Raw genomic sequence first — 23071 nt, forward strand, 5'->3', positions numbered from 1 at the left:
GCAAGTGAATTTGAAGACTCCAATGATTGGACTAGTGATATAAGGGAATTACCATTCTTTATCTAAACAATAACATAAAAAAGTCCTGCAGTTGGTCGGTCTCTGCAGGACTTTTTTATGTTAAAGCTTTTAAACAACTATTTAGTACATGAAAATACTCGATAGTCCAAAACGCCTTGATACTTAATCATTAGATGAAAATGTTGAGTTATTATCTGATAAAGTTGAGGATCGATATGCGCTGAGTACGTAAATTCAGGTAGTGGATTGTTCTGGAAGTTAGGATGCTCTTGCACTCGAGTTTTTATATGTTTAAAACCGGTATGTTCAAATAAAGTGACCCAGTCCTTCTCCATAAGGACGGAATCTAATCCATAAAATTGCTTTATTTCCTCCTCGTTAGTTGTCTCAAGCTGTTTATTCATGGTAAGTTCATTTGCAATAAACCGACCGCCATTCTTCAATAATCGAAATATTTCTTTAAGTGCTCTAGGCTTATTTACAAAAGAAAGAACAGATTCGGAAATAATAAAATTAAATCTCCCATCCGCTAAAGGAAAGTTCTCTATTGAGCCTTGAATAATTTCAACTGGTAATTGGTATTTAGTCATTCTATTTTTGGCCTTTTCTATCATTATTGGATTGATGTCCATTGCTGTTACTTTTGCTCCGTATCGGGAAGCTAAATAGGCAGCTGTTTGACCTGTTCCGCACCCTACATCTAAAATGTAAGAGGTTTCGTTAATTTCCTCAGTCTTGAATATTTTTTTTGTTAGATTGATACCACCGGGGTGTGCGCCGCCAACCCCAAATTTGGACAAAGCATCCAAATAAATTGAATTTCTAATTAGAACCACCTCCCCTTCGCCTATCTTTTTTACATAATATGAAACTAAAAAAAGATGGTTCCTTCTTAAGGCGTATCTTATGATGATATAGCTAAGGGAATTAACGTTAGTAAACCAGCCCTAATTAAATGGAGGAGGGAATTGGAATCCGAAATCAGTAACCAATCGGCAAGTTTTCTTTATCGGGAAAAAAGATGGTACAATGAGGAAATCAAGAGAGATAATGAAAGAAAGTGGGCAAGAGATATGTGGCAGGAATTTAAGAAGTTTGCATTCAAAGGAAATGTTATGGATCTGGCTGTCGGGGTTATTATTGGTGCCGCATTCGGGAAAATCGTAACCTCCTTGGTCGCAGATATTATTACACCGCTCGTAGGGTTGTTGCTAGGCGGTATTAATATTACGCATTTGCAAATCCAAGTCGGCAACGCGGTTGTGAAATACGGCAGTTTTCTGCAAACTATTGTCGACTTTTTAATTGTTGCGTTCTCTATTTTTATGTTTATTCGCTTTTTTAACAAGTTAAAGAGGAAGCAGGAAACAGAGGAGAAGCAGGAGGAACCAAAGCCAAGCAGAGAAGAAGAATTGTTAACAGAAATTCGTGATGTTTTAAAGCAAGGTATACAAAGGGAAACCGATAAATAAGTTCTAAAGGAAAAGATGAAGCCGCCCAAAAGGCGGCTTTTTAGCTCTGCAAACCCGGGACTGTGACTGGTGTAAAGTCAAGGGAGGGCTCTGACGTATCGAGGTTGCTCATGGTACAAACGAAATAGTTTGGACTGTTGTTGCGGCTTGTGCTATTACCGCCGCATCCGGTAACAAGATAAGGAACTTGGTGAGTACCGCTGGGTGTTTGAAATGAAGCGGTGTACTCATATGAAAAATGCCGATGGTGGTTGAAAATGCCTTTAACGCTTGCGCTTATATGTTGAAAAAATGCTTGTGTTTCATTCGCTGATAAAGCGTAATGGTCATTGGCTGAATTTTGTTTAAAGGCCCCTACGCGTAAGTCGGCGTGAAAGTCGATTAGGTAATGATCGGATGGATGTGTAACGAGCTTCCTCTTCAGCCACTCTAGGTCTTCTTCATAAAAATAAGGTGAGCCTTTTAAGTCTTCGAAGTATGTTGGAAGATAGATGTAGGCTATATTTGAATCTGGAATCAATATCTCACCTTTAACAGGTCCAATATATGCTTCAAACAGTCGGGGAGATAGTTCATCATCTTCAAGGATGAAATCATGATTACCGATTGTGACGAAAATCGGCAGCTCCTTCGGAAATAATATTTCTTTTGTAATATCTACAAAGGCGCGAAAGTTTGCTTCCTTTTGTTTCGCTTTGCTAATGCCTTTAATTACACCGTCACCAATGGCGTCCCCTCCATGAATGACAAAAGCCGCGGAAGAACCGTGATGTTTTACAATATGCTGCAGAATCTTTTTGTAGCGTTCTCCATTTTTGTCTAGGTCATGCTGCATTGTATGACCGTTCCAACCATAAGAGTTTATATGGCTGTCACCAAGAATAATAAACTGTATTTCATCATCTGGAAATGACCTTTTTTGTAATAGATTTAACGACTCCTGATTTAACGTTGTCATGCGGTTATACTCCTTACAAAGTGATACCTTATCGTATGCATAAAGCAAGAGGGAGTTTCGTTTAGTGGGAAGAAAACCAATTATGATATAGTGAAGAAAAGCATGCTTTGGAAGGAAAGTGATAAACATGTGTTTAATTCTTTTTGCTTATAAAATGGATAATATCGACCTGATTGTAGCTGCAAATCGTGATGAGTTTTATCATAGACCGACAGCTCCCGCACATTTTTGGGACGACGCTCCAAATGTACTCGGGGGGCGGGATTTAGAGAAAATGGGGACTTGGATGGGGATTACGAGGCAGGGACGCTTTGCTGCTCTTACAAACTATCGAAATCCGGCAGAAAGCACAGAACATAAGCGTTCTCGCGGCGAGGTTGTGAGTCAGTTTTTAACGGGGCAGGATTCACCAGAATGCTATATGCGGTATATGCAGCAGCAACGTGATGCATACCCGGGTTATAACCTAATTGTCGGGGATATGCATTCATTATATTACTACTCTAATGTAGAAAATGAAATTCGGTTGCTGCCTCCAGGATTGTACGGATTAAGTAATCATTTGCTCGACACGCCATGGCCGAAGGTTCAAAAAGGGAAGGAAGGGCTGAAGAGCTGCCTAGAAGTTGCCAAGGGTAATCTATTTGATTGTTTATTTGCAACATTGCAGCAGGCAGAGCAAGCGCCAGATGAAGAGCTTCCGAGTACAGGGGTTTCGCTTGATTGGGAGCGGAAGCTGTCTCCGTTGTTCATTCAAACGCCAGATTACGGGACAAGATCATCTGCGGTACTGCTTCGAAAAAAGGAGGATATTTGCTTTACAGAGCGTGTGTATGCAGATGGAGTAGTGAAGGAAAGGGAATTTTCATTTTTTGTTACAGAAGGAAATTAGCGTGCTGGAAGAAGGCTCTACAGGAAAATGAGTATTAAACTTCCTCACATACAACGAATGAAAGCGGGACGAAAAATCCCGCTTTCATGTACCTTGTGAAGCTTATGCATTTTTATGGAGATATGCATACCGGACTCTTAGCATAGGTTATTGCCGAATTTGTCCAGTGCCATGCACGATATATTTTGTAGATGTAAGAGCAGGAAGCCCCATTGGTCCGCGTGCGTGCAGCTTTTGTGTACTAATGCCGATTTCAGCGCCAAAGCCGAATTCAAAGCCGTCTGTAAAGCGAGTGGAGGCATTATGATATAAGGCCGCTGCATCAACGGATGTAAAGAACTTTGCAATACTTTCATCGTTATTTGTTACAATTGCTTCTGAATGCTTTGTACCATATTGATTAATATGAGCAATCGCTTCTTCTGTGGTTGCGACAATTTTGATAGCTAGAATTAAGTCATTGTATTCTGTTTCCCAATCCTCTTCTGTTGCAGCATGCACGGCAGGAATGAGCTGACGTGTTGCTTCATCGCCGCGAAGCTCTACGCCTTTTTCTTGCAATGCTGCAGCAAGCTTAGCTAAATGACGGCTTGCCCAAGCTTCGTGAACGAGAATGGTTTCAATAGAGTTGCAGACAGAAGGACGTTGAACCTTCGCATTTACTACAATATCAGTTGCCATTTGCTCGTCCGCTGATTGATCGATAAAGACGTGGCAGTTACCGGCGCCAGTCTCCAATACAGGAACAGACGATTGCGCTACAACTGTTTGGATGAGCTGTTTGCCGCCGCGTGGGATTAGCACATCTAAGTAATCATTTAGTGTAAAGAGCTGGGAAGCTGTTTCACGGCTCGTATCTTCAATCAGCTGAACAGCATCGACTGGAATGTCCGTTTTCTCTAAAGCATGATGAATCACACGCACAAGAGCTTTGTTGGAGTGAGCTGCTGAGGAGCTTCCTCGTAAAATGACAGCATTTCCTGTTTTTAAACAAAGGGTTGCGGCATCGACAGTTACGTTTGGACGCGCTTCATAAATCATACCAACAACACCGAGGGGAACACGTACCTTTTCAATTTGCAAGCCGTTTGGACGCTCCCATGCTTCTAAACGTTCTCCAACAGGATCTGGCAGCTCAACAAGCTGTTTCATCGCATCGGCCATATCATGGATGCGTGCCTCATTTAAAGTAAGGCGGTCGATTAAAGATGTAGATGTTCCTTTTGCCTTCGCCTCTTCAATGTCTTTTTTATTTTCTGCAAGCAGATAATCCATCTCTTCTACAAGCTGTTTTCCAATTGCCGCTAAGGCTGCGTTTTTCTGCTCTGTTGATTTTGTTACGAGCTCGCTTGCTGCTTGCTTTGCCAACTTTGCTTTTGTCAATAATTCACTCATTGATAAAATCCCCCTTTTTAGTTGGTTAGGATAAGTATGGCCTAGAGCTAAGTGATTGTCTAGTACATGCCACCTGCTCACTTCTAGTGACAAATGCTTTAAACCAGCAACCAATCAGGCTTAAGGCTGATTTTCTTACATTTTAAAAAAAGTATAAATTTCCAGCTGGAGTAGTCGCGAATTTTCGAAATACAGAAATACAGTATAAGAACTATGCTTCTGCCCTTGCCAATCACGCAATCTTCTTTAGACAGTTACCCAGTTGTCCCGATGGATGACTTCATAATGCTTAGATGCGATTTCGTTGCTTTGCTTTCCTTTGATCCGCTCCAGCTCAGGTGCATCATAGTTAATTTGACCTTTTCCGATGACAATTCCTTTTTCATTTATAACTTCAACAACTTCACCTGCGTGGAAGCTGCCGCGCACTGATGTAACGCCTGCTGGCAGCAAGCTTTTTCCTTGCTGAAGGATAGCTGCTGCTGCACCTTGATCGATAATGACTTGTCCGCTTACAAACGAATGCAGCGCAATCCATTGCTTATTATTTTTTAAAAGACGCTGCGGTGCGTTGCCAATATAGGTTCCGTCGCCTTTTCCTTCTAAAATGTCTGTTAGCTTCTCCGCACCGGATCCTGTTCCGATAAAGACGCTGACGCCAAGCGATAAGGCAGTTCGTGCCGCATCAATTTTAGATTTCATGCCGCCTGTACCGACCTTGGAACCAGATGAGCCTGCAAATGCAGCAATTTCATCGGTAATAGCAGGAAGGAAAGCATATTTCTTAGCGGATGCATCTTGCCGTGGGTTTTTATCATATAGCCCATTGATATCTGTAAGAATAATAAGCGTATCTGCCTGAACGAGCCCGCTTACAAGAGCTGATAACATATCATTGTCTCCAAATGTTAACTCCTCGATAGAAACAGAATCATTTTCGTTAATAATCGGGAGCACAGAGCGGTCAAGCAGCTCCGATAAGGCTGCGAAGGCGTTGCTATATTGCTCTTTCCTTGAAAAATCGCCGCGTGTTAACAGAAGCTGTGCAGCTACAATGTGATGCTTCCGGAAGGCTTCTGTGTAGGCCTGCATTAACAGACCTTGTCCGACAGCAGCAGCTGCTTGCTTTCCGGTAATTGTTACGGGGCGCGATGGATAGCCAAGCTCTGTAAATCCAGCAGCAACCGCACCGGATGAGATAAGTACAACCTCGTGCCCAGCTTGCTTCAGCTTTGCTAAAGCGTCTACATGATCTGTTAGTTTTTCTATACAAATACCGCCGCCGTCAGACGTAAGCGAGCTGCTCCCGATTTTCACGACAATACGTTGCTTTTTCACATTTTCCCCTCCAATATAAAAAGACCCTTCCATCCTTTATAAAAAGGACGGAAGGGTCATGATTCCGCGGTACCACCTTTTTTGATATGCATAAAGCATATCCGCTCAACACCTGTAACGCAGGCGAACGTTCAGTTTATCACCGAAAGCTCCAGGGCAGGTTCAATAGCTTCTTCTCGAGGAATCTTCCAGCCTGTGGATTCCACTCTCTATCGAAAGAAGGGATATTTACTAGTCCCTTTCAATGCTCTTTGTATTTTAATTTTTAAAATATTATGCCGTAAATCATCGTCTGATGTCAAGCGGAAAGAGGTATTTCTTTCTAATTCGGAATTGTAATTTAGATATTCTAACAGCTGCATAGTCTTTTTCATTGTCTATCCATATTCAAACAGGATCTTTAACAAAAGTGCTAATCTGCCGAGGGAAGCATGCTCGTTTGGAAGAAAGAATGAACATGATATAATCACAACAGTACCATATTTTTCATAACGAGGTGAAAAGAATGAATGAACATACAAATGCGCAGCTGGCAACCTTTGCTGGAGGTTGTTTTTGGTGTATGGTTACACCGTTTGAAGAGATAGATGGTGTGCTTGGCATTGTATCAGGCTATACAGGAGGGCATACAGAAAACCCGACCTACAAAGAGGTTTGCTCAGAAACGACCGGGCATTACGAAGCTGTGCAAATTACATTTGATCCGAATCGTATGCCGTATGAAAGGCTGCTTGAACTATATTGGCAGCAAATCGACCCGACGGATCCCGGCGGGCAATTTTACGACCGTGGGCAATCCTATCAAACAGTCATTTTCTATCATACAGAGGAGCAGCGGCAGCAAGCGGAGGCATCCAAACGTGCATTAGCGGAAAGCGGCCATTTTCAAAAACCGATTGCGACCGCCATTTTACCGGCATCTACCTTCTACCCAGCGGAGGAATATCATCAGGATTATCACAAGAAAAACCCGTTCCGCTACAAAATGTATCGGCAAGGCTCAGGACGTGACGCTTTCATTAAGAAGCACTGGCCCTAAGGACACGTCTTATTTACAAGCCAAGCTAACAGCAATGCAATATTACGTTACGCAGGAAAATGGCATGGAACCTCCATTTCAAAATGAGTATTGGGATTGTGAGCTGGAAGGGTTATATGTAGACATCGTTTCTGGAGAGCCGCTATTCAGTTCCAAGGACAAAATTAACTCTGGCTACGGCAGACCCGTTTTTCGAAAACCGGTTATGTTCGCAAGTGTAAAGGAGCAGGAGAATGACGGCGAGATAGAGGTGCGTAGCAGGGAAGGAGACTCTTATCTAGGCCGCCGCCTTTCCTCCTACTATGAGGTGAATTCTGCAGCGCTGCGATTCATCCGAAAAGAGGATTTGGAAAGAGAAGGATATGGAGATTTTCTTATTTTGTTTCAAATGAAACGATAAAAGGTCTTGCCGATGAATTGGCAAGACCTTTTATCTTACACTGTAAGAACGTATAAATTTCCAGCTAGAAGCGAATTCGACGTAGAAGGAAATTTTAGGAACACAGTATAAGTAGGGCTACGCCTCTGTCTTCGCCCAAGGGCGGGGCTCGCCAATCGGCGAGTTTCCTTTAAGACGCATGATTTGTTTTGTGCGTAGATTGCTGTGAGCCAAAGCGGCTGATTATGCTTCCGACAATTGCCCCGACAATTGCTGGAACGACCCAGCCTAATCCGGCTGCGGAAAACGGAAGTGAATTTGTTACATTGTTTAGGATTGACGATTCTAAGCCGAACATTTTAAGTCCATCGTACAACGAAAACATCCCTGTAAATAGCATAGCACTCGCATATACCGCTCGTGAGCCTGCAAAGAAACGGTGCAAAAAGGCAAGAGCTACGAGCACGATAGTTAATGGATATGCCATAACAAGAAACGGCACAGAGACTGTAAGGATTTGATTTAAACCTAAATTTGCAAGTCCAAAGCTTACGAGCGTAACTATCAATGCCATTGTTTTATAGCTTGCCTTTGGCACAAGCTTTGCAAAATATTGTCCGCAGGCAGTTGTTAAGCCAACACATGTTGTAAAACATGCTAATGTAAAAATAAAACCAAGAAGCATATTGCCGCCCTGTCCGAACAACAGGCTTGCTGCGCTAGAAAGGATGGTTGTTCCATTCTCAAACGAACCTTGCGGCGCCATCTTTGCACCTAGTAGACCGAGCGCAATATAAACGGCTGCTAGAGCGATACCGGCAATGAAACCTGCTTTGGCTGTATAGCGCGTTAGCTTCTGTGAATCTGTGATTCCGCGCTGCTGCAACGCTGTTAAAATAACGATACCAAAGGCAAGAGAAGCTAGTGCATCCATCGTAGAATAGCCGTCAATAAAGCCTGCAAAGAAAGCAGATGCTTCATATTTTGCTTTTGGAGCTTGAAGCGGCTCATGGAGCTGCGTAAAGGCAGCGATGCATAGCACAGCCATCGCCAAAAGCAAAATAGGTGTAATCCATTTGCCCATATAGTCTACCATTTTTGATGGATTTAGACTTATCGCGTAGACGAGGGCGAAGAAAATAGCCGTAAAGATAAATAGCGTAAGCGGCGAGCTGTCGATAAATGGTTTGAATCCCATTTCATATGCGACATTTGCATTGCGCGGAATTGCTAGAAACGGTCCGATAGATAAGTATACGATAACGGTAAAGGCAGAGCTGAAGCGAGGATGGACACGATTGCCTAGCTCTTGCGCCCCTCCTTTTACAAGCGAAATTGCAATCAGTACAAATAAAGGCAGACCAACTGCAGTTACGATAAAGCCGAACAGAGCCAGCCAAAGGGATGTACCAGCTTGAGCTCCTAATAGCGGAGGAAACATCAGGTTTCCCGCTCCAAAAAACATAGAAAATAGCATTAGTCCAATAAGTAAAATGTCTCTCTGTTTCATAGATGTAGCTCCTTTCTCTTGATGAACAGCATAAAAAGCCCGCCCCATTTAAATAGGTACGAGCGTGCTCGCAATGAATCTTATTTCTGCAGAAAAACAGTACGATACGTCTCTTTTATACCCCGTTTAAATGATAGATGAACCATCATAGGCTTTTATGCATTTTGGAGATGACTTGCAGCAATGTCCTTCGTCTCACGCCGATTCCCTGTTATACAGGAAGCAACTATGATTCGTCTTGTCATCATTTTTTATTCTAAAATAAAGATTAGCAAGAGGAAAATGTTATGTCAATATTTTTGGGGTTTTGAATTTTAAGACTATTCTTCTCTTTGGATATTTGGAGAAGATAGCTTGATATAATCGTTTACAGCAAAAAACCTGCACCAAATATGAGGCTTGGTGCAGGTTTTCTTATATTATATTGTTTATTTGCGCATAGCTCATTTTTATTATATTTGAATATAGTTTTACTTGAAAGCTGGCAGCCAATCTCCATGAGCCTCAATTAGATCGTCACATAGTGAAACAATATCATCCATAGATAGCTCAGCTGCCGTATGTGGGTCAAGCATTGCTGCGTGGTAAATATGCTCTTTTTTACCAGTGATGGCAGCTTCAATTGTGAGCAGCTGTGTATTGATGTTTGTGCGGTTTAAAGCCGCCAATTGCTCCGGAAGCTCACCAACATACGTAGGAGTGATACCGCTCCGGTCAACAAGACAAGGCACTTCTACGACTGCTTTTTCAGGAAGGTTGCTGATGAGTCCGCCTGTATTCAAAACGTTGCCGCCAATTTTGAATGGTACATCTGTTTCCATCGCATCTAAAATATAGGAAGCATATTCATGTGTGCGCGTATGTGTTAAGTTTTTGTTATGAACAAGCTCTTCTCGCATTGTTTTCCAATCCTCAATTTGCTTCACGCAGCGGCGCGGGTATTCATCCAACGGGATATTGAAGCGCTCGATGAGCTCTGGATAGTTGCTTTTAATGAAATATGGATGATATTCAGCGTTATGCTCGGATGATTCCGTAACGTAACAGCCGAAGCGTTGCATAAGTTCAAAACGTACCATATCGTCATGCTTCGTTTTTTGTTTTTCTAAAGCGCGGCGCTTAATTTCTGGATACAAGTCCTCACCGTCACGTGTGATTTCAAGCAGCCATGCCATATGGTTAATCCCTGCGATTTTCCACTGAACGTTATCAAGCGGCATGCTGAGTGCTTGAAATAGATGAGGAACGCATACTTGCACACTATGGCATAATCCAACTGTTTTCACACCGCCGTAGCGAAGCATAGCGCCTGTTAACGCAGCCATCGGGTTCGTGTAGTTTAAAAACCAAGCGTCAGGACAAACCTCTTGCATATCACGGGCGAAATCAAGCATCACCGGTATGGTACGAAGATTTCGGAAAATGCCGCCGATTCCGACTGTATCAGCAATCGTTTGACGGAGACCGTATCGTTTTGGAATTTCAAAATCTGTAATTGTGCAAGGGTTATAGCCGCCAACTTGAATGGCGTTAATAACATATTTAGCATTGCGCAGTGCTTCTTTTCTATCTGTATACGCTTTCACTCGAACTGTACTGTTTGTGCTTTCTTTTAGGTTATTTAGCATATTTTCTGAGTCTCTCAGACGTTCTAAATCAATATCATATAAAGCAAATTCAAATCCTTGCAGACTTGGTGTTAGCATACAATCCCCTAGTACGTTTTTTGCAAAAACTGTGCTGCCTGCTCCAAGAAATGTGATTTTTCCCATTTTAACTCCCCCTAAAAGGTAAAATATTTCTGATACTTATTTGTAGCTTTTGAATCTTTTTTTGTAATGGGTCTGCTATAATATATGTTAAACCCACGAGCATATGGGAATCAACGGTAATAAAGTGTGATAGGAGGGTAAAATATTGTTATACCAAAAGGTGGGGTTTGGATCATATGGCCCTCGATTTCATGAGCAGAGTCAGGAGCATGTTGCAGGGATATGGTCCATCGGATGGGAGGAGCGAACGTCGAAGGAATACCGCTGGGACGGGATGGAGCGAGATGAACAGGGGATCTATATTCTTCAATACACACTGTCGGGTAAAGGGATGATTGAAATAGATGGAAAATCTATTTCACTAGAGCCAGGTCAAGCCTTTTTTGTTGATGTTCCGAGTGAACATTGCTATTTTTTACCGGACAACTCAGACCGTTGGGAATTTATTCATATTACGCTGTACGGTGATGAGGCAGCGAAATGCTGGGAGTACATACGGCGTACTTGCGGGACTGTAGTTACAATCTCAATTGAGGCAAGAATTATCCAATGCTTAATTGAGCTATATAAGCAAGTGGCGGAACAAAAGCTGTTAGATGCTTACTCTGCTTCAGCTAAAGCATACGAATGTGTGATGGAATGCTATAGGTTCGCTAAACAAATGGATAACTTAGACAGAGGAATTTCATCAGATGTGTCCAAAGCGCTTTATTATATGCAGATGCACTATCAGCAGCCCATTGTGGCTGAAGATATTGCTAGCGCTGCTAACCTGTCCAAATATTACTTTATCAATAAATTCCGGGAGCAAATGAGTATAACTCCTATGCAATATTTAACAAAAATCAGAATAGAAAAGGCTGTTCAGCTGCTGAGGCAGACGAATTTTCCGATTGGAGAGATTGCAGCCAAAACAGGATACGCAAACGCAAATTATTTCAACAAGGTATTTAAACGCATTGTCGGAGTATCTGCAGGGAGGTTTCGGGAAGGGAAAGGGACTCTTCCGATCGATCATATTATCATCCGATGAAATCAGCATGGAAAAGTATTGCTTTTATTAAAGAAAACTCGCCGATTGGCGAGCCCTGCTCTTGGGCGAAGACAGAGGCGTATTCCTACTTATACTGTATTCCTAAAATTTCCGACTACGTCGAATTCGCGCCTAACTGGAAATTTATAATTTCTTACAGGGCAAGGAACTCGCCGATTGGCGAGCCTTGCCCTTGGGCGAAGACAGAGGCATAGTTAGTTACCCTTCTGTATTCCTAAAATTTCCCGTTGCGTCGAGTTTGCTTCTAGCTGGAAATTTATAATTTCTTACAAGTGTAATAAAAGGGATTGCAACAAATAAAAAATAGAGAGATAATAAAACTTAATTTCAATATAATAAGCACGATGTTTATTCGTGGATGTAATGATGGGGGTTCAAAATGAAAGTTGTAAAGTTTGGCGGTACATCTGTTGCTTCTGGTGAACAGATTCAAAAGATTTTCAATATTGTGACGAGTGACCCTGAGAGAAAAGTTGTTGTTGTATCTGCACCAGGGAAACGATTTAAAGAAGACATTAAAGTAACAGATTTGCTTCTTTCCTGTGTAGAGCAATACCTAAGCTCAGGCGAAGGGAAGGAAGCTTTTGAAGCGGTAGTAGCCCGCTATAAGGAAATTGCTGATTATTTAGGAGTATCTGCTGAGGTAGTTGACCGCATTTCTATGGATTTGCTTGAGATCCTGCATGGTGACCGCAGTGATGCAGCGAGATTCCGTGATGCGGTAGTTGCGAGCGGAGAGGATAACTGCGCAAAAATCGTTGCGGCGTATTTTAATGTTCAAGGGGTAGAAGCTCATTATGTAAATCCGAAGGAAGCGGGTCTGTTTGTTACGGACGAGCCGGGCAATGCACAGGTGCTTCCAGAATCTTATGAAAACCTATATGCACTGCGCGACCGTTCTGGTATCATCATTTTCCCAGGTTTCTTTGGCTATTCCAAAGAAGGGGCAGTTGTTACATTCTCGCGCGGCGGCTCTGACATTACAGGTTCTATTTTGGCAAACGGCGTCAAGGCAGCGGTTTATGAAAACTTTACCGATGTTGACTCCGTGTATTCAGTGAACCCAAATATTGTTTCTAATCCAAAGGCGATTCAAGAGTTAACATATCGTGAAATGCGCGAGCTTTCCTATGCGGGATTTGCTGTATTCCATGATGAAGCATTAATTCCTGCGTTCCGTGCACAAATTCCGGTTGTAATTAAAAATACAAACAATCCATCTGCGCCTGGGACAAAGATTGCGCATGAGCGCGAGCATCAGAATGGCCCTGTCACAGGAATTGCAAGTGATAACGGTTTTGCCAGCATTTATGTAAGTAAATATTTAATGAACAGAGAAGTCGGTTTCGGACGGAAATTGCTCCATATTTTGGAGGATTACGATGTATCGTATGAGCATACACCATCTGGCATTGATGACATTTCTGTTATTGTGCGTCAAAAGCAACTTGACGGAGGTACGGAAGAACAAATCGTTCAACGTATTAAAGATGAGCTGCAAGCAGATAGCGTTACAGTGAAGCGTGATTTAGCTATGGTTATGATTGTGGGCGAGGGCATGCAACAAAACATAGGAACAACAGCAAAAGCAGCAACAGCTCTTTCAAAGGCTGGCGTAAACATCGATATGATCAACCAAGGTTCTTCTGAGGTGAGCATGATGTATGGTGTGCAGGGAGTAGATGAACAAAAAGCGGTTCGTGCACTTTACGATGCATTTTTTAATAATAACTAATAGAGAAAATATGGGAAAAGATGCTTCCTTTTGGGGAGGCATCTTTTTTGTGCTGTAAGAAAATATGAATTTCCAGCTGGAAGACTATTCGGCGTAGTCGGAAATTTTAGGAATACAGTATAAGGGCAACTGCACCTCTGTCTTCGCCCAAAAGCAGGGCCCACCAATCGGTGAGTTTTCTTTACATTTTCATAACGGATAAGCCCCCATCTGAACATTTATACCTTCCTGCAGTGAAACATAAAGCATATAACTATATCTTGTTTCCCTCTGCTAGCTCACCAAAATAAACTCGGTATTGTCTTACGAACGTCAATTCCATTTTCTCTCCCCCTTGTTTATATAAATTTCCAAAAATGCTGTTTGTTTGTGGGAATACAAACTAAGTATGTTCGCTTTTCTTACGTAGCTACGAAAGCGTATGCAGAGGGGATTTAAGGGAAATGTCAGGAAAAGCAACGTTATATGTCGTTTTTTGTCGAAAGTTGATAGCGTTTTCATTAGCTATTTGTGAAAAATAGATGAATTATCCAGTTGAAATGTTCAGAAAACTCCGGTACATTTAATTCATGTTAGCAAACATAACATCATAAGTTATAAATAGTTACGAAATGGAGTGTGGCGGGAATGAAAAAGAAATTAGTTCTCATTGGTAACGGAATGGCGGGAATTTGGTGTATTGAGCAACTTCTAAAGCTGAATCCAAACCAATATGACATTACAGTGTTTGGGGAAGAACCTCATCCAAACTATAATCGTATCCTGCTTTCCAAGGTGTTAGCCGGCGATTCTGACATGAATGACATTATTTTAAATAGCTGGGAATGGTATAGAGAAAACAATATTACACTTCATACAGGACACTGTGTAAGAAAAGTTGACACAGAACAAAAAACGGTTACTTCTGACGGTGGTATTACAGTTTCGTATGATGAGTTGATTTTTGCTACAGGTTCTTTACCGATCATGCTTCCTCTTCCAGGAGCAGACAAGGAAGGCGTAATCGCGTTCCGTGACATTAAGGATTGCGAAGCGATGTTGGCTGCTGCAAAGGAATACAAGAAGGCGATCGTTATTGGCGGCGGCTTGCTTGGATTGGAAGCAGCGCGAGGCTTGTTAAACTTAAACATGGAAGTATCAGTTGTCCACCTTGCTCCATACTTGATGGAGAGACAGCTTGATGCAACAGCATCTCGTATGCTTCAGCAAGAATTAGAAAATCAAGGCATGAAGTTTTTGATGGAGAAAAACTCAGCAGAAATTTTAGGTGACAAGCGAGTAAGCGGCTTACGCTTCACTGACGATACAGAGGTTGAAGGCAGCCTGATTGTAATGGCAGTTGGAATTCGCCCGAACGTACAGCTTGGCCGTGAAAGTGGTTTAGAAGTTAACCGCGGTATCATTGTAAACGACTATTTAGAAACGAGCATCCCGAACGTATATGCAGTCGGCGAATGTGCTGAGCACCGCGGCATTGCATACGGACTTGTAGCACCGTTATATGAACAAGGAAATATTTTAGCGAAGAAGCTTGCGGGTGTTGAAGGAGAAGGCTATCAAGGTTCTGTCGTGTCAACAAAGCTTAAAGTATCTGGTGTAGATGTATTCTCAGCAGGAGAATTTATGGATGGTCCGGATACGCGTTCTGTTCGCGTTCAAGATGACTTTGAAGGCGTGTATAAGAAGGTTGTAATTAGAGACGGCAAAGTAATCGGTTCTGTATTGTTTGGAGATACAAGTGACGGCTCCCGCATCTTCTCAATGATTCGAAAAGGCGAGGACGTTACAGGCAAAGAAAAAGAAGTTCTTCTTGGAGAGAGTGCAGGCGGAGCGAAGTCTGGGGCTGAACTCATTGCAGCTATGGCGGATGACGAGATTGTTTGTGGCTGTAACGGCGTTTCCAAAGGTGCGATTGTAAGTGCTATTAAAGAGAAGGGCTGTGCAAGCGTAAGTGATGTTAAAGCATGTACGAAAGCGTCTGGATCATGCGGCGGCTGTAAACCGCTTGTAGAGGACGTGCTAACATACGTACTTGGAGCTGACGGCGTGCAAGCAGGAGCAGAAGGAATGTGCGGCTGTACAAAGCTTGGCCGTGAGGAAGTTGTTGAAGCGATTCGTACGATGAAGCTGACAACAACAAAAGAAGTAATGAACGTACTTGAGTGGGAGAACGAGGAAGGCTGCTCGAAATGTCGTCCGGCGCTTAACTACTATTTAGGTATGGTATGGCCAGAAGAGCATGAGGACGAAAGAGAGTCCCGCTTTGTAAATGAGCGTAATCATGCAAACATCCAAAAGGATGGAACGTATTCAGTTGTTCCAAGAATTTACGGCGGTGTTACAACACCAAGTGACTTAAAGAAAATCGCTGACGTAGCAGTAAAATACAACGTCCCAATGGTGAAATTCACAGGCGGACAACGACTTGACTTATTAGGAGTAACGAAGGAAGATCTTCCGAAGGTATGGGCTGACTTGGATATGCCATCTGGATATGCGTACGGAAAAGCGTTGCGTACGGTTAAGACATGTGTTGGTTCCACGTTCTGCCGTTTTGGTACACAAGATTCAATCCAAATGGGTATTGATTTAGAGAAGAAATTTGAGCGTCTTAATACGCCAGCGAAGGTGAAATTAGCTGTTTCTGGTTGTCCGCGTAACTGTGCGGAATCTGGCATTAAAGACCTTGGCGTTGTTGCGATTGACGGCGGTTGGGAATTGTATGCCGGCGGAAATGGCGGTACGAAGCTTAGAGCGGGTGACTTACTCTGCAAGGTGAAAACATCAGAGGACGTATTGGAATGGACGGGTGCTTACCTTCAATACTACCGCGAAACAGGAAACTACGGTGAGCGTACATCTGAATGGGTAGAGCGTCTTGGTCTAGCGACAATTCAACAGGCGTTAGAGAAGAAGGAAGATCGTCTTGCTTTAGTTGGACGCATTGACAAGACATTGGGCTTAATGAAAGATCCTTGGAAGGAAATTATCGAAACAGGAAAGCTTAGCTCGACATTTGAGCCACTGGCTACATTGTAAGGTGTGGCAGGTTTTAAAAATATGAAAGTAGTTGTCTAGCTGCCGTCTGCAGAAGAATCTCCGGCAAATATTGTTTTCGTTGCCGGAGAACATTCTCCTGAAGGAGCAAAACTAGGCCGATTCCGATTTTTGTATATAAATCAGGGGGGACTGGAAATGAAAAAGGTTGTTGTCGGCAAATTGTCTGATATTGCGGAGAAAAGCGCAAGAACGATTCAAATTGGAGAATTAGAAATCGCATTATTTAGGCTTTCTACTGGTGAAATTAAGGCGATTGAAAACAAATGTCCTCATAAGGCAGGAAAATTGTCAGAAGGTATCATTTGCGACCACCACGTGTACTGTCCGCTTCATGACCAAAAGATTAACTTACTTGACGGTCTTGTGCAAGAGCCAGACGAAGGCTGCGTAGAGACGTTTAAGGTAGAAATTGACGAAAAGACTGAAGAGATTGTACTGCATGTAGAGGAGAAGAAGATTCTCGCTTCTTAATCCGGGTCATGACAAAGAAATAAGAATAGAAGAACCCTTTCAGGCAGGGGAACGCTTGAAGGGGTTCTTTTCATACAGTGAGGATTGCAAGCGAAAATCAGTAGAAAGGATGGACACACGATGAAGAAGGGAACAGTATTTTTAGTAGGAGCCGGCCCCGGAGATAACGGCTTAATTACAGTAAAAGGGATGCAAGCAATTGAAAAAGCGGATGTAATTTTATATGACCGTCTTATTAACGCGAAGCTGCTTGATCATGCTCCTGCAGGCTGTGAGTTCATCTATTGCGGCAAGGAGCCAAAATGTCACACGTTAAAACAAGAGGAAATTAATCAATTGCTTGTAGAGAAAGCTCTTGAAGGAAAAACAGTTGTACGTTTAAAAGGAGGAGACCCAGGAATATTTGGCAGAGTTGGCGAGGAAGCCGCAGCGCTCACGGAGTATGGTATTTCGTTTGAGATGGTTCCGGGCATTACATCTGGAATTGCAGCCCCTTTATATGCCGGCATTCCTGTTACGCATCGCGAATATGGAGGTTCATTCGCTGTTGTTACTGCACATGGAAAAGGAGAAGGCGGGAAGCCATCCGTGAACTGGGAAGGGTTAGCTAAAGGTGTTGATACGATTGCTTTTTACATGGGTATCGCAAATCTATCTTGGATCTGTGAAAATCTAGTGCGGTATGGAAAGCGGCCGGAAACTCCAGTTATCTTAATTCAATGGGGAACAATGGGGCGTCAAAAAGTGCTGGAAGGAACGCTTGAGACGATTTATGAAAAAGCGAAAGCTGAGCAATTTGGAAATCCAGCTATTACATTAGTCGGAGAGATTGTAGCTATCCGCAAGCAGTTAAGCTGGTTTGAGAAAAAGCCTTTATTTGGACGACAAATATTGTTGGCACGTACAAGCGCTGAACCAAGTAAGCTTGCAAGGGAGCTAACTGAACAAGGTGCGGATGTAATAGAGTTTCCGAAATGGCGTGCTGTTCCTGCGCCGATTGATGTCACCATTCTTAACAAGATTGCTTCCTATGACAACATCTTGTTTCACGCCCCGGAAAGTGTACATGATTTCTTCCAAGCGTTAATTGGACAAGGAATTGATGTGCGTCAAGTGAGAGCGAAGTTCTTCGGTGGCTCTATTAAATCTGTACGCGCATTAAGGGAACGTGGATTTGCCGCAGATGTGTGTCAAAATATGCAGGAGGGCAAATTATTAATCGTGGGTGATAGTGAGCTTCGCAAGCGCAGCTCCCACTATACAGCAAAATACGGAGTGCATGATCGGTTTGTGACAAGCCGTAAGCAGATCGATGAACGGTTTATTCCTGTATTTCAAAGAATGCTGCAGGATATGACGCTTGATACGATTATTTTTCCGAGTGCTGCCTCTGTTTCTACATTCGTCGACGAGGCACATCAGTGCGGATTGGACTTGGAGAAAGTTATGCAGGAAGCAGCTATCATTTGCATGGGCTCTGAAACATGGCAAGCAGCAGAGGCTTACGGGTTTAAGCCTGTCGGTATGCCGTATGTACCGGAAAGAGGAGCACTTATTGAATGTCTTCAGCAAAGCGGAATGTAATGTAAAATAAGGAAATCAGAGTATGATTTCTTGAAGAAATCATGTAATATGGTAAACAGAACGTTTGCAAACGATTGACTTCCTGGCTAGAGATTCTACATTTTTAGCTAGGAAGTTATTCGGCGTAGCAGGAAGTTTTAAACATAAAGTATAAATGTAACTCGGCCAGCGCCAAGCTTTCCAAAGGTTGGTGCGGCCAAGTTCTGCTTATTTGAAGGGGGATTGCAGATGAAAAAGCTTGAAGGAAAACGAATCGCCCTCGTCGGTCCACGCCGTTCGGAGGAAATGAGTGTTCTTGTGCAAAATTTAGGAGGAATTCCTCTTATCCGACCTGCGCAAGGAACAGTATTTTTAGACGATTCACGTGTAGAAGAGGATATCCACCGTCTTATTCAAGGTGGTTTTGATTGGGCGCTATTTACAACAGGTGTTGGACTGGAAACTTTGTATAAGATCGCAACGAAAATGGGAGAAGAAGCGGCATTTCTTGGTGCGCTGCAGCGTACCAGCATTGCTGCAAGGGGCTATAAAACAGTGAATATGCTGAAAAAGCTTGGTTTACAGCCGCTTGTGCGTGATGATGACGGCAGTACGGCAGGTCTTGTACGAGAGCTGGAGTCCTTTTCTTTTGAAGGAAAGAGGGTTGCTCTTCAGCTTCATGGCGACCCGGCACCAAAGCTTGTTGAGTTTTTGAAAGAACGTGGTGCGTCCTTCCATGAGCTTTTACCGTACCACCATGTTCCGCCTGAGGGGCACGTAATGGAGCAATTGCTTTCTGAAATGCTCGGCGGAGAAATTGATGCTGTGAATTTTACAAGCACACCACAGGCTCGGTTCCTTATGGAGTTTGCAAGAAACAAAGGGGTGGAGCAGCAGGTGCTTGACGCATTTGCAAGCAATATTGTAGCTGTCGCGGTGGGAAAGGTAACAGCTGCGGCTTTACGGGAAGTAGGAATTGAGAGAATGGTTGTGCCGGAGGAAGAGAGAATGGGCAGCGCGATTATGAAACTGGCGCAGTACTATACACAGGAAAAGTCCCAAGCCTAAAAAACAAGTGGACAAACTATTCTGAAAAAAATAATTGACATGTTATCTTGTCGATCATATAATGAAAAGCATAAGAATCCAAACAAAATGAACTTTCATATAATTGAGCAATGAAGGGAACAAAGTAGCGTTTATCTTCCTATAACAGAGAGCTGATGGTTGGTGCAAATCAGTATACAGATAAATGCGAATTACAATCCCAGAGCATCTTTTTCGTAGTAAAGGCATTTGCTTTTATGAAGGGAAAGACGGTCTAATGATCGTTAACAAGGAAGAGAGGCAGACTTTTTGTCTGCAATCAGGGTGGTACCGCGATAATCATCGTCCCTGCTGATATATTCAGCAGGGACTTTTTGTTTTTTAGATAGTAGTATTATCGTGTTCGCTTTTGTAAACAAACAACTTTATAATAGTGTGAAGATGGGAAGCTAGTAGTGTATATCTCCCTGCTGCAGAGAGCTGATGGTTGGTGCGAATCAGTGCATAGATAAACACGAATTACAATCCCGGAGCATCTTTTTCGTAGTAAGGGCATTTGCTTTTATGAAGGGAAAGACGGTCTAATGATCGTTAACAAGGAAGAGAGGCAGACTTTTTGTCTGCAACTAGGGTGGTACCGCGATATTTTATCGTCCCTATCGTTTTGAACGATAGGGGCGATTTTTTATAAAGTTTTTTAAGCTATTATCCCATTTTGCTAATCATAAGGAGGAAGTTTGATATGACAGTTAATGAATTAGAAGTATTGCGTAATAAGGTGGATGAAATTAACTTGCAAATTTTACGTTTGTTAAACGAACGTGCAGTAGTAGTAAAGGCGATTGGTCAACAAAAGAATTTACAAGGTACGAAACGTTTTGACCCAGTACGTGAACGCCAAGCTCTTGATATGATTGCTGCGAACAACGAAGGTCCTTTCGAAACATCTACACTGCAGCATATTTTTAAAACGATTTTCCAAGCAAGCTTAGAGCTGCAAGAAGATGACAATCGTAAAGCATTGCTTGTATCTCGTAAGAAGAAGCAAGAAAACACAATTGTTGATGTGAAGGGCGAATTGCTTGGAAACGGAACACAAACATTCGTAATGGGACCATGCGCAGTAGAAAGCTACGAGCAAGTGCGCGCTGTAGCGCAAGCAATGAAGGAGCAAGGCTTGAAATTAATGCGTGGCGGAGCATTCAAACCGCGTACTTCTCCGTACGATTTCCAAGGCTTAGGAATAGAAGGATTGAAAATTTTACGTCAAGTTGCAGATGAGTTCGATTTAGCGATCATCAGTGAAATTTTAAATCCAAACGACATTGAAATGTCTCTTGAGTACGTTGATGTAATCCAAATCGGAGCACGTAACTCTCAAAACTTTGATTTACTAAGAGAAGCAGGAAAAGTGAATAAGCCAGTATTACTTAAACGCGGTCTTGCTGGAACAATTGAAGAGTTCATCAATTCAGCTGAGTACATCATTTCACAAGGAAACGATCAAATCATCCTATGTGAACGCGGAATCCGCACATACGAGAAAGCGACTCGTAACACATTAGATATTTCTGCAGTACCAATCTTAAAGAAAGAAACACACTTACCAGTTGTAGTAGACGTAACACATTCTACTGGAAGAAAGGATCTATTGCTTCCAACAGCAAAAGCAGCATTGGCAATCGGTGCAGATGCAGTTATGGCTGAGGTTCACCCAGATCCTGCTGTGGCGCTTTCTGATGCTGCGCAGCAAATGAATATTCCTGAATTCCACAAATTCATGGCTGAGGTAAAAGGCTTCCGTGATGCGTTGGCAGGAGCACAGTTAGTACGATAAAATATCCCTTTTATAAGGTAGAAAAAAGGATAGAAGCAAGCAGGGAATTCTGCATGCTCTATCCTTTTTTACATTTCCACAGAAAAGTTATGCTTTAAATGACTCTTCTGTCCTTATGGATGCGGGTGTTTGTTTTTTAATTACAATTACAAATAAACTCGCCAGCAAGCAAAAAATTCCGGCAAGAAGAAATGCCCATTTATAAGAATTGAGTATTTCATAAATAATCCCTCCACCAAAAGCAGCTACTGCCGCACCTGCCTGATGGGATGCGAAAATCCATCCATAAACAATGCCGCTTTTTTTCACACCAAAGATTTGTCTGGAAATACCGATAGTTGGCGGTACAGTTGCAATCCAATCAAGTCCATAAAACACAGAAAAGATAATGAGCAAAGTAAAGGAACCTTCAAATAAAGCATAAGGAAGTAATAGGAGGGAAGCTCCCCTTAGACTATAATACCAAAATAATAGCCAACGGTTGTCGAAACGATCTGACAACCAACCTGAAACAGTGGTACCTACAAGGTCAAAAATCCCCATGAATGAAAGCAGCAAGGCAGATGTAACTAAAGGAACTCCGAAGCTCATACAGTAAGAAACAAAATGTGTACCGATTAATCCACTCGTTGAAAGGCCACAAACAAAGAAGCTCCCCGCTAATAACCAGAATTCCTTAACCTTCACTGCCTCGAATAAGCCATTAAAAGCAATCATAATCGGATTTTTCTTTTCAAATTCATTGCTCTCTTGTCTTTCTTTCTCCAGTCCATATGGGAGTATCCCCATATCTTTTGGTGTATTCTTCATAAACAATAAGATGATAACAAGCATGATAAAACTAAGAATCATAATCAATCCAACCGCCCATCGCCACGAATAATGATCAATAAGCAGGGCTAAGACGGGAAGCAGTATTAACTGACCTGTGGCTGTACTTGCAGTTAATATCCCTACTGCAAGTCCCCTTTTTTTCTCAAACCAATGATTTGCAATATATGGACTTAGGACCGTTAAAAATAATCCGGACCCTAACCCGATAATAACACCCCAAATCATAATCAGCTGCCAAGGCTGCTGCATCACAAAGGTTAGCAAGATTCCTGTCAACAGTATTGCCATAGAGGTGACCATCATTTTCTTTAATCCAAGCACTTCAATTAATGCTGCCATAAATGGACCAGATATGCCATATAAAAACAGGCCAACTGCAAAAGCTAATGAAATGGTAGATCGGTCCCAGCCGAATTCTTTCTCGAAAGGATCTATGAAAACCCCCGATGATGACCGGACAATTCCAGCGACAATAATAGAGAAGAAAGAAATAATTAAAATAATCCAACTATAATGAATCCGCTTCAAAGCTTCACCCACATTTCCTAGATAATAATGTAGTTATTTTATATCGAAACTATATATAACACTCAATACGTTTGTATAACACTGAAAGCGCATACCTTGATTTTACTTTATTATTGTTTAAGCAGGGTTTAGATTGATTGAATACGAAAGAAAAAGGCAACTTTCG

16 protein-coding genes, 1 pseudogene and 3 other annotated features are annotated in these 23071 nt (G+C 42.3%); of the genes and pseudogenes, 10 read left to right on the forward strand and 7 right to left on the reverse strand.

Features of this window, described 5'->3' with window-relative positions:
* Positions 1-137: 137 nt before the first annotated feature.
* Positions 138-857, reverse strand: a complete 720-nt coding sequence (locus EP737_RS17265; protein ID WP_129729225.1) for a class I SAM-dependent methyltransferase — start codon at positions 855-857, stop codon at positions 138-140.
* Positions 858-1094: 237 nt separating this feature from the next.
* Here EP737_RS17265 and mscL point away from each other — a divergent pair, with 237 nt between their 5' ends.
* Positions 1095-1493: a large conductance mechanosensitive channel protein MscL gene (gene mscL, locus EP737_RS17270; protein ID WP_129729344.1), complete on the forward strand. Its 399-nt coding sequence runs from the start codon at positions 1095-1097 to the stop codon at positions 1491-1493.
* Positions 1494-1533: 40 nt separating this feature from the next.
* Here mscL and EP737_RS17275 read toward each other — a convergent pair whose 3' ends face one another.
* The gene (locus EP737_RS17275; RefSeq protein ID WP_165350846.1) at positions 1534-2451 is read right to left on the reverse strand and encodes a metallophosphoesterase family protein; all 918 of its coding nucleotides are present in this window, start codon (positions 2449-2451) and stop codon (positions 1534-1536) included.
* Between the two features lie 127 nt (positions 2452-2578).
* Here EP737_RS17275 and EP737_RS17280 point away from each other — a divergent pair, with 127 nt between their 5' ends.
* Positions 2579-3343 (forward strand): NRDE family protein, encoded by a 765-nt coding sequence (locus EP737_RS17280; protein WP_129729229.1) that lies wholly within the window; start codon positions 2579-2581, stop codon positions 3341-3343.
* A gap of 147 nt (positions 3344-3490) precedes the next feature.
* Here the strand turns inward: EP737_RS17280 and EP737_RS17285 are convergent, their stop codons facing one another.
* Together EP737_RS17285 and proB are read right to left on the reverse strand one after the other, a co-directional pair.
* On the reverse strand, positions 3491-4738 hold the full coding sequence (locus tag EP737_RS17285; protein ID WP_129729231.1) for a glutamate-5-semialdehyde dehydrogenase: 1248 nt from the start codon (positions 4736-4738) through the stop codon (positions 3491-3493).
* Between the two features lie 246 nt (positions 4739-4984).
* A complete protein-coding gene (proB, locus tag EP737_RS17290; RefSeq protein WP_129729233.1) occupies positions 4985-6076 on the reverse strand; it encodes a glutamate 5-kinase in 1092 nt (363 codons plus the stop codon).
* A gap of 40 nt (positions 6077-6116) precedes the next feature.
* Positions 6117-6330: a binding site (T-box leader), on the reverse strand.
* A gap of 251 nt (positions 6331-6581) precedes the next feature.
* Here proB and msrA point away from each other — a divergent pair.
* A pseudogene (gene msrA, locus EP737_RS17295) lies at positions 6582-7515 on the forward strand (peptide-methionine (S)-S-oxide reductase MsrA).
* 169 nt (positions 7516-7684) lie between these two features.
* Here the strand turns inward: msrA and brnQ are convergent.
* On the reverse strand, positions 7685-9004 hold the full coding sequence (brnQ, locus tag EP737_RS17300) for a branched-chain amino acid transport system II carrier protein (RefSeq protein ID WP_129729235.1): 1320 nt from the start codon (positions 9002-9004) through the stop codon (positions 7685-7687).
* 470 nt (positions 9005-9474) lie between these two features.
* On the reverse strand, positions 9475-10776 hold the full coding sequence (melA, locus tag EP737_RS17305; RefSeq protein ID WP_129729237.1) for an alpha-glucosidase/alpha-galactosidase: 1302 nt from the start codon (positions 10774-10776) through the stop codon (positions 9475-9477).
* 145 nt (positions 10777-10921) lie between these two features.
* Between melA and EP737_RS17310 the strand changes: the two genes are divergently transcribed.
* The 7 genes from EP737_RS17310 to EP737_RS17340 all read left to right on the forward strand — a co-directional run bounded on the left by EP737_RS17310 (position 10922) and on the right by EP737_RS17340 (position 21543).
* Positions 10922-11809 carry an AraC family transcriptional regulator gene (locus EP737_RS17310; protein ID WP_129729239.1) on the forward strand — a complete coding sequence of 296 codons (888 nt, stop codon included), beginning with the start codon at positions 10922-10924 and terminating at the stop codon, positions 11807-11809.
* 400 nt (positions 11810-12209) lie between these two features.
* Positions 12210-13565 (forward strand): aspartate kinase, encoded by a 1356-nt coding sequence (locus EP737_RS17315; RefSeq protein ID WP_129729241.1) that lies wholly within the window; start codon positions 12210-12212, stop codon positions 13563-13565.
* A gap of 627 nt (positions 13566-14192) precedes the next feature.
* Entirely contained in the window at positions 14193-16604 is a 2412-nt protein-coding gene (nirB, locus tag EP737_RS17320) for a nitrite reductase large subunit NirB (RefSeq protein ID WP_129729243.1), read from the forward strand.
* Positions 16605-16760: 156 nt separating this feature from the next.
* Complete coding sequence (gene nirD, locus EP737_RS17325) at positions 16761-17096, forward strand: nitrite reductase small subunit NirD (protein ID WP_129729245.1); 336 nt, start codon at positions 16761-16763, stop codon at positions 17094-17096.
* 120 nt (positions 17097-17216) lie between these two features.
* Positions 17217-18680: a uroporphyrinogen-III C-methyltransferase gene (cobA, locus tag EP737_RS17330; RefSeq protein ID WP_129729247.1), complete on the forward strand. Its 1464-nt coding sequence runs from the start codon at positions 17217-17219 to the stop codon at positions 18678-18680.
* 228 nt (positions 18681-18908) lie between these two features.
* On the forward strand, positions 18909-19727 hold the full coding sequence (locus EP737_RS17335; RefSeq protein WP_129729249.1) for a uroporphyrinogen-III synthase: 819 nt from the start codon (positions 18909-18911) through the stop codon (positions 19725-19727).
* Between the two features lie 101 nt (positions 19728-19828).
* Positions 19829-20059, forward strand: a binding site (T-box leader).
* A gap of 76 nt (positions 20060-20135) precedes the next feature.
* Positions 20136-20367, forward strand: a binding site (T-box leader).
* 81 nt (positions 20368-20448) lie between these two features.
* The gene (locus tag EP737_RS17340; protein ID WP_129729251.1) at positions 20449-21543 is read left to right on the forward strand and encodes a bifunctional 3-deoxy-7-phosphoheptulonate synthase/chorismate mutase; all 1095 of its coding nucleotides are present in this window, start codon (positions 20449-20451) and stop codon (positions 21541-21543) included.
* A gap of 87 nt (positions 21544-21630) precedes the next feature.
* Here EP737_RS17340 and EP737_RS17345 read toward each other — a convergent pair whose 3' ends face one another.
* Positions 21631-22905, reverse strand: coding sequence for an MFS transporter (locus EP737_RS17345; protein ID WP_129729253.1), 1275 nt, complete (start codon positions 22903-22905; stop codon positions 21631-21633).
* Between the last annotated feature and the right edge of the window lie 166 nt (positions 22906-23071).

It is taken from the genome of Ectobacillus funiculus, assembly GCF_004138295.1.
Classification (GTDB): domain Bacteria; phylum Bacillota; class Bacilli; order Bacillales; family Bacillaceae_G; genus Ectobacillus; species Ectobacillus funiculus.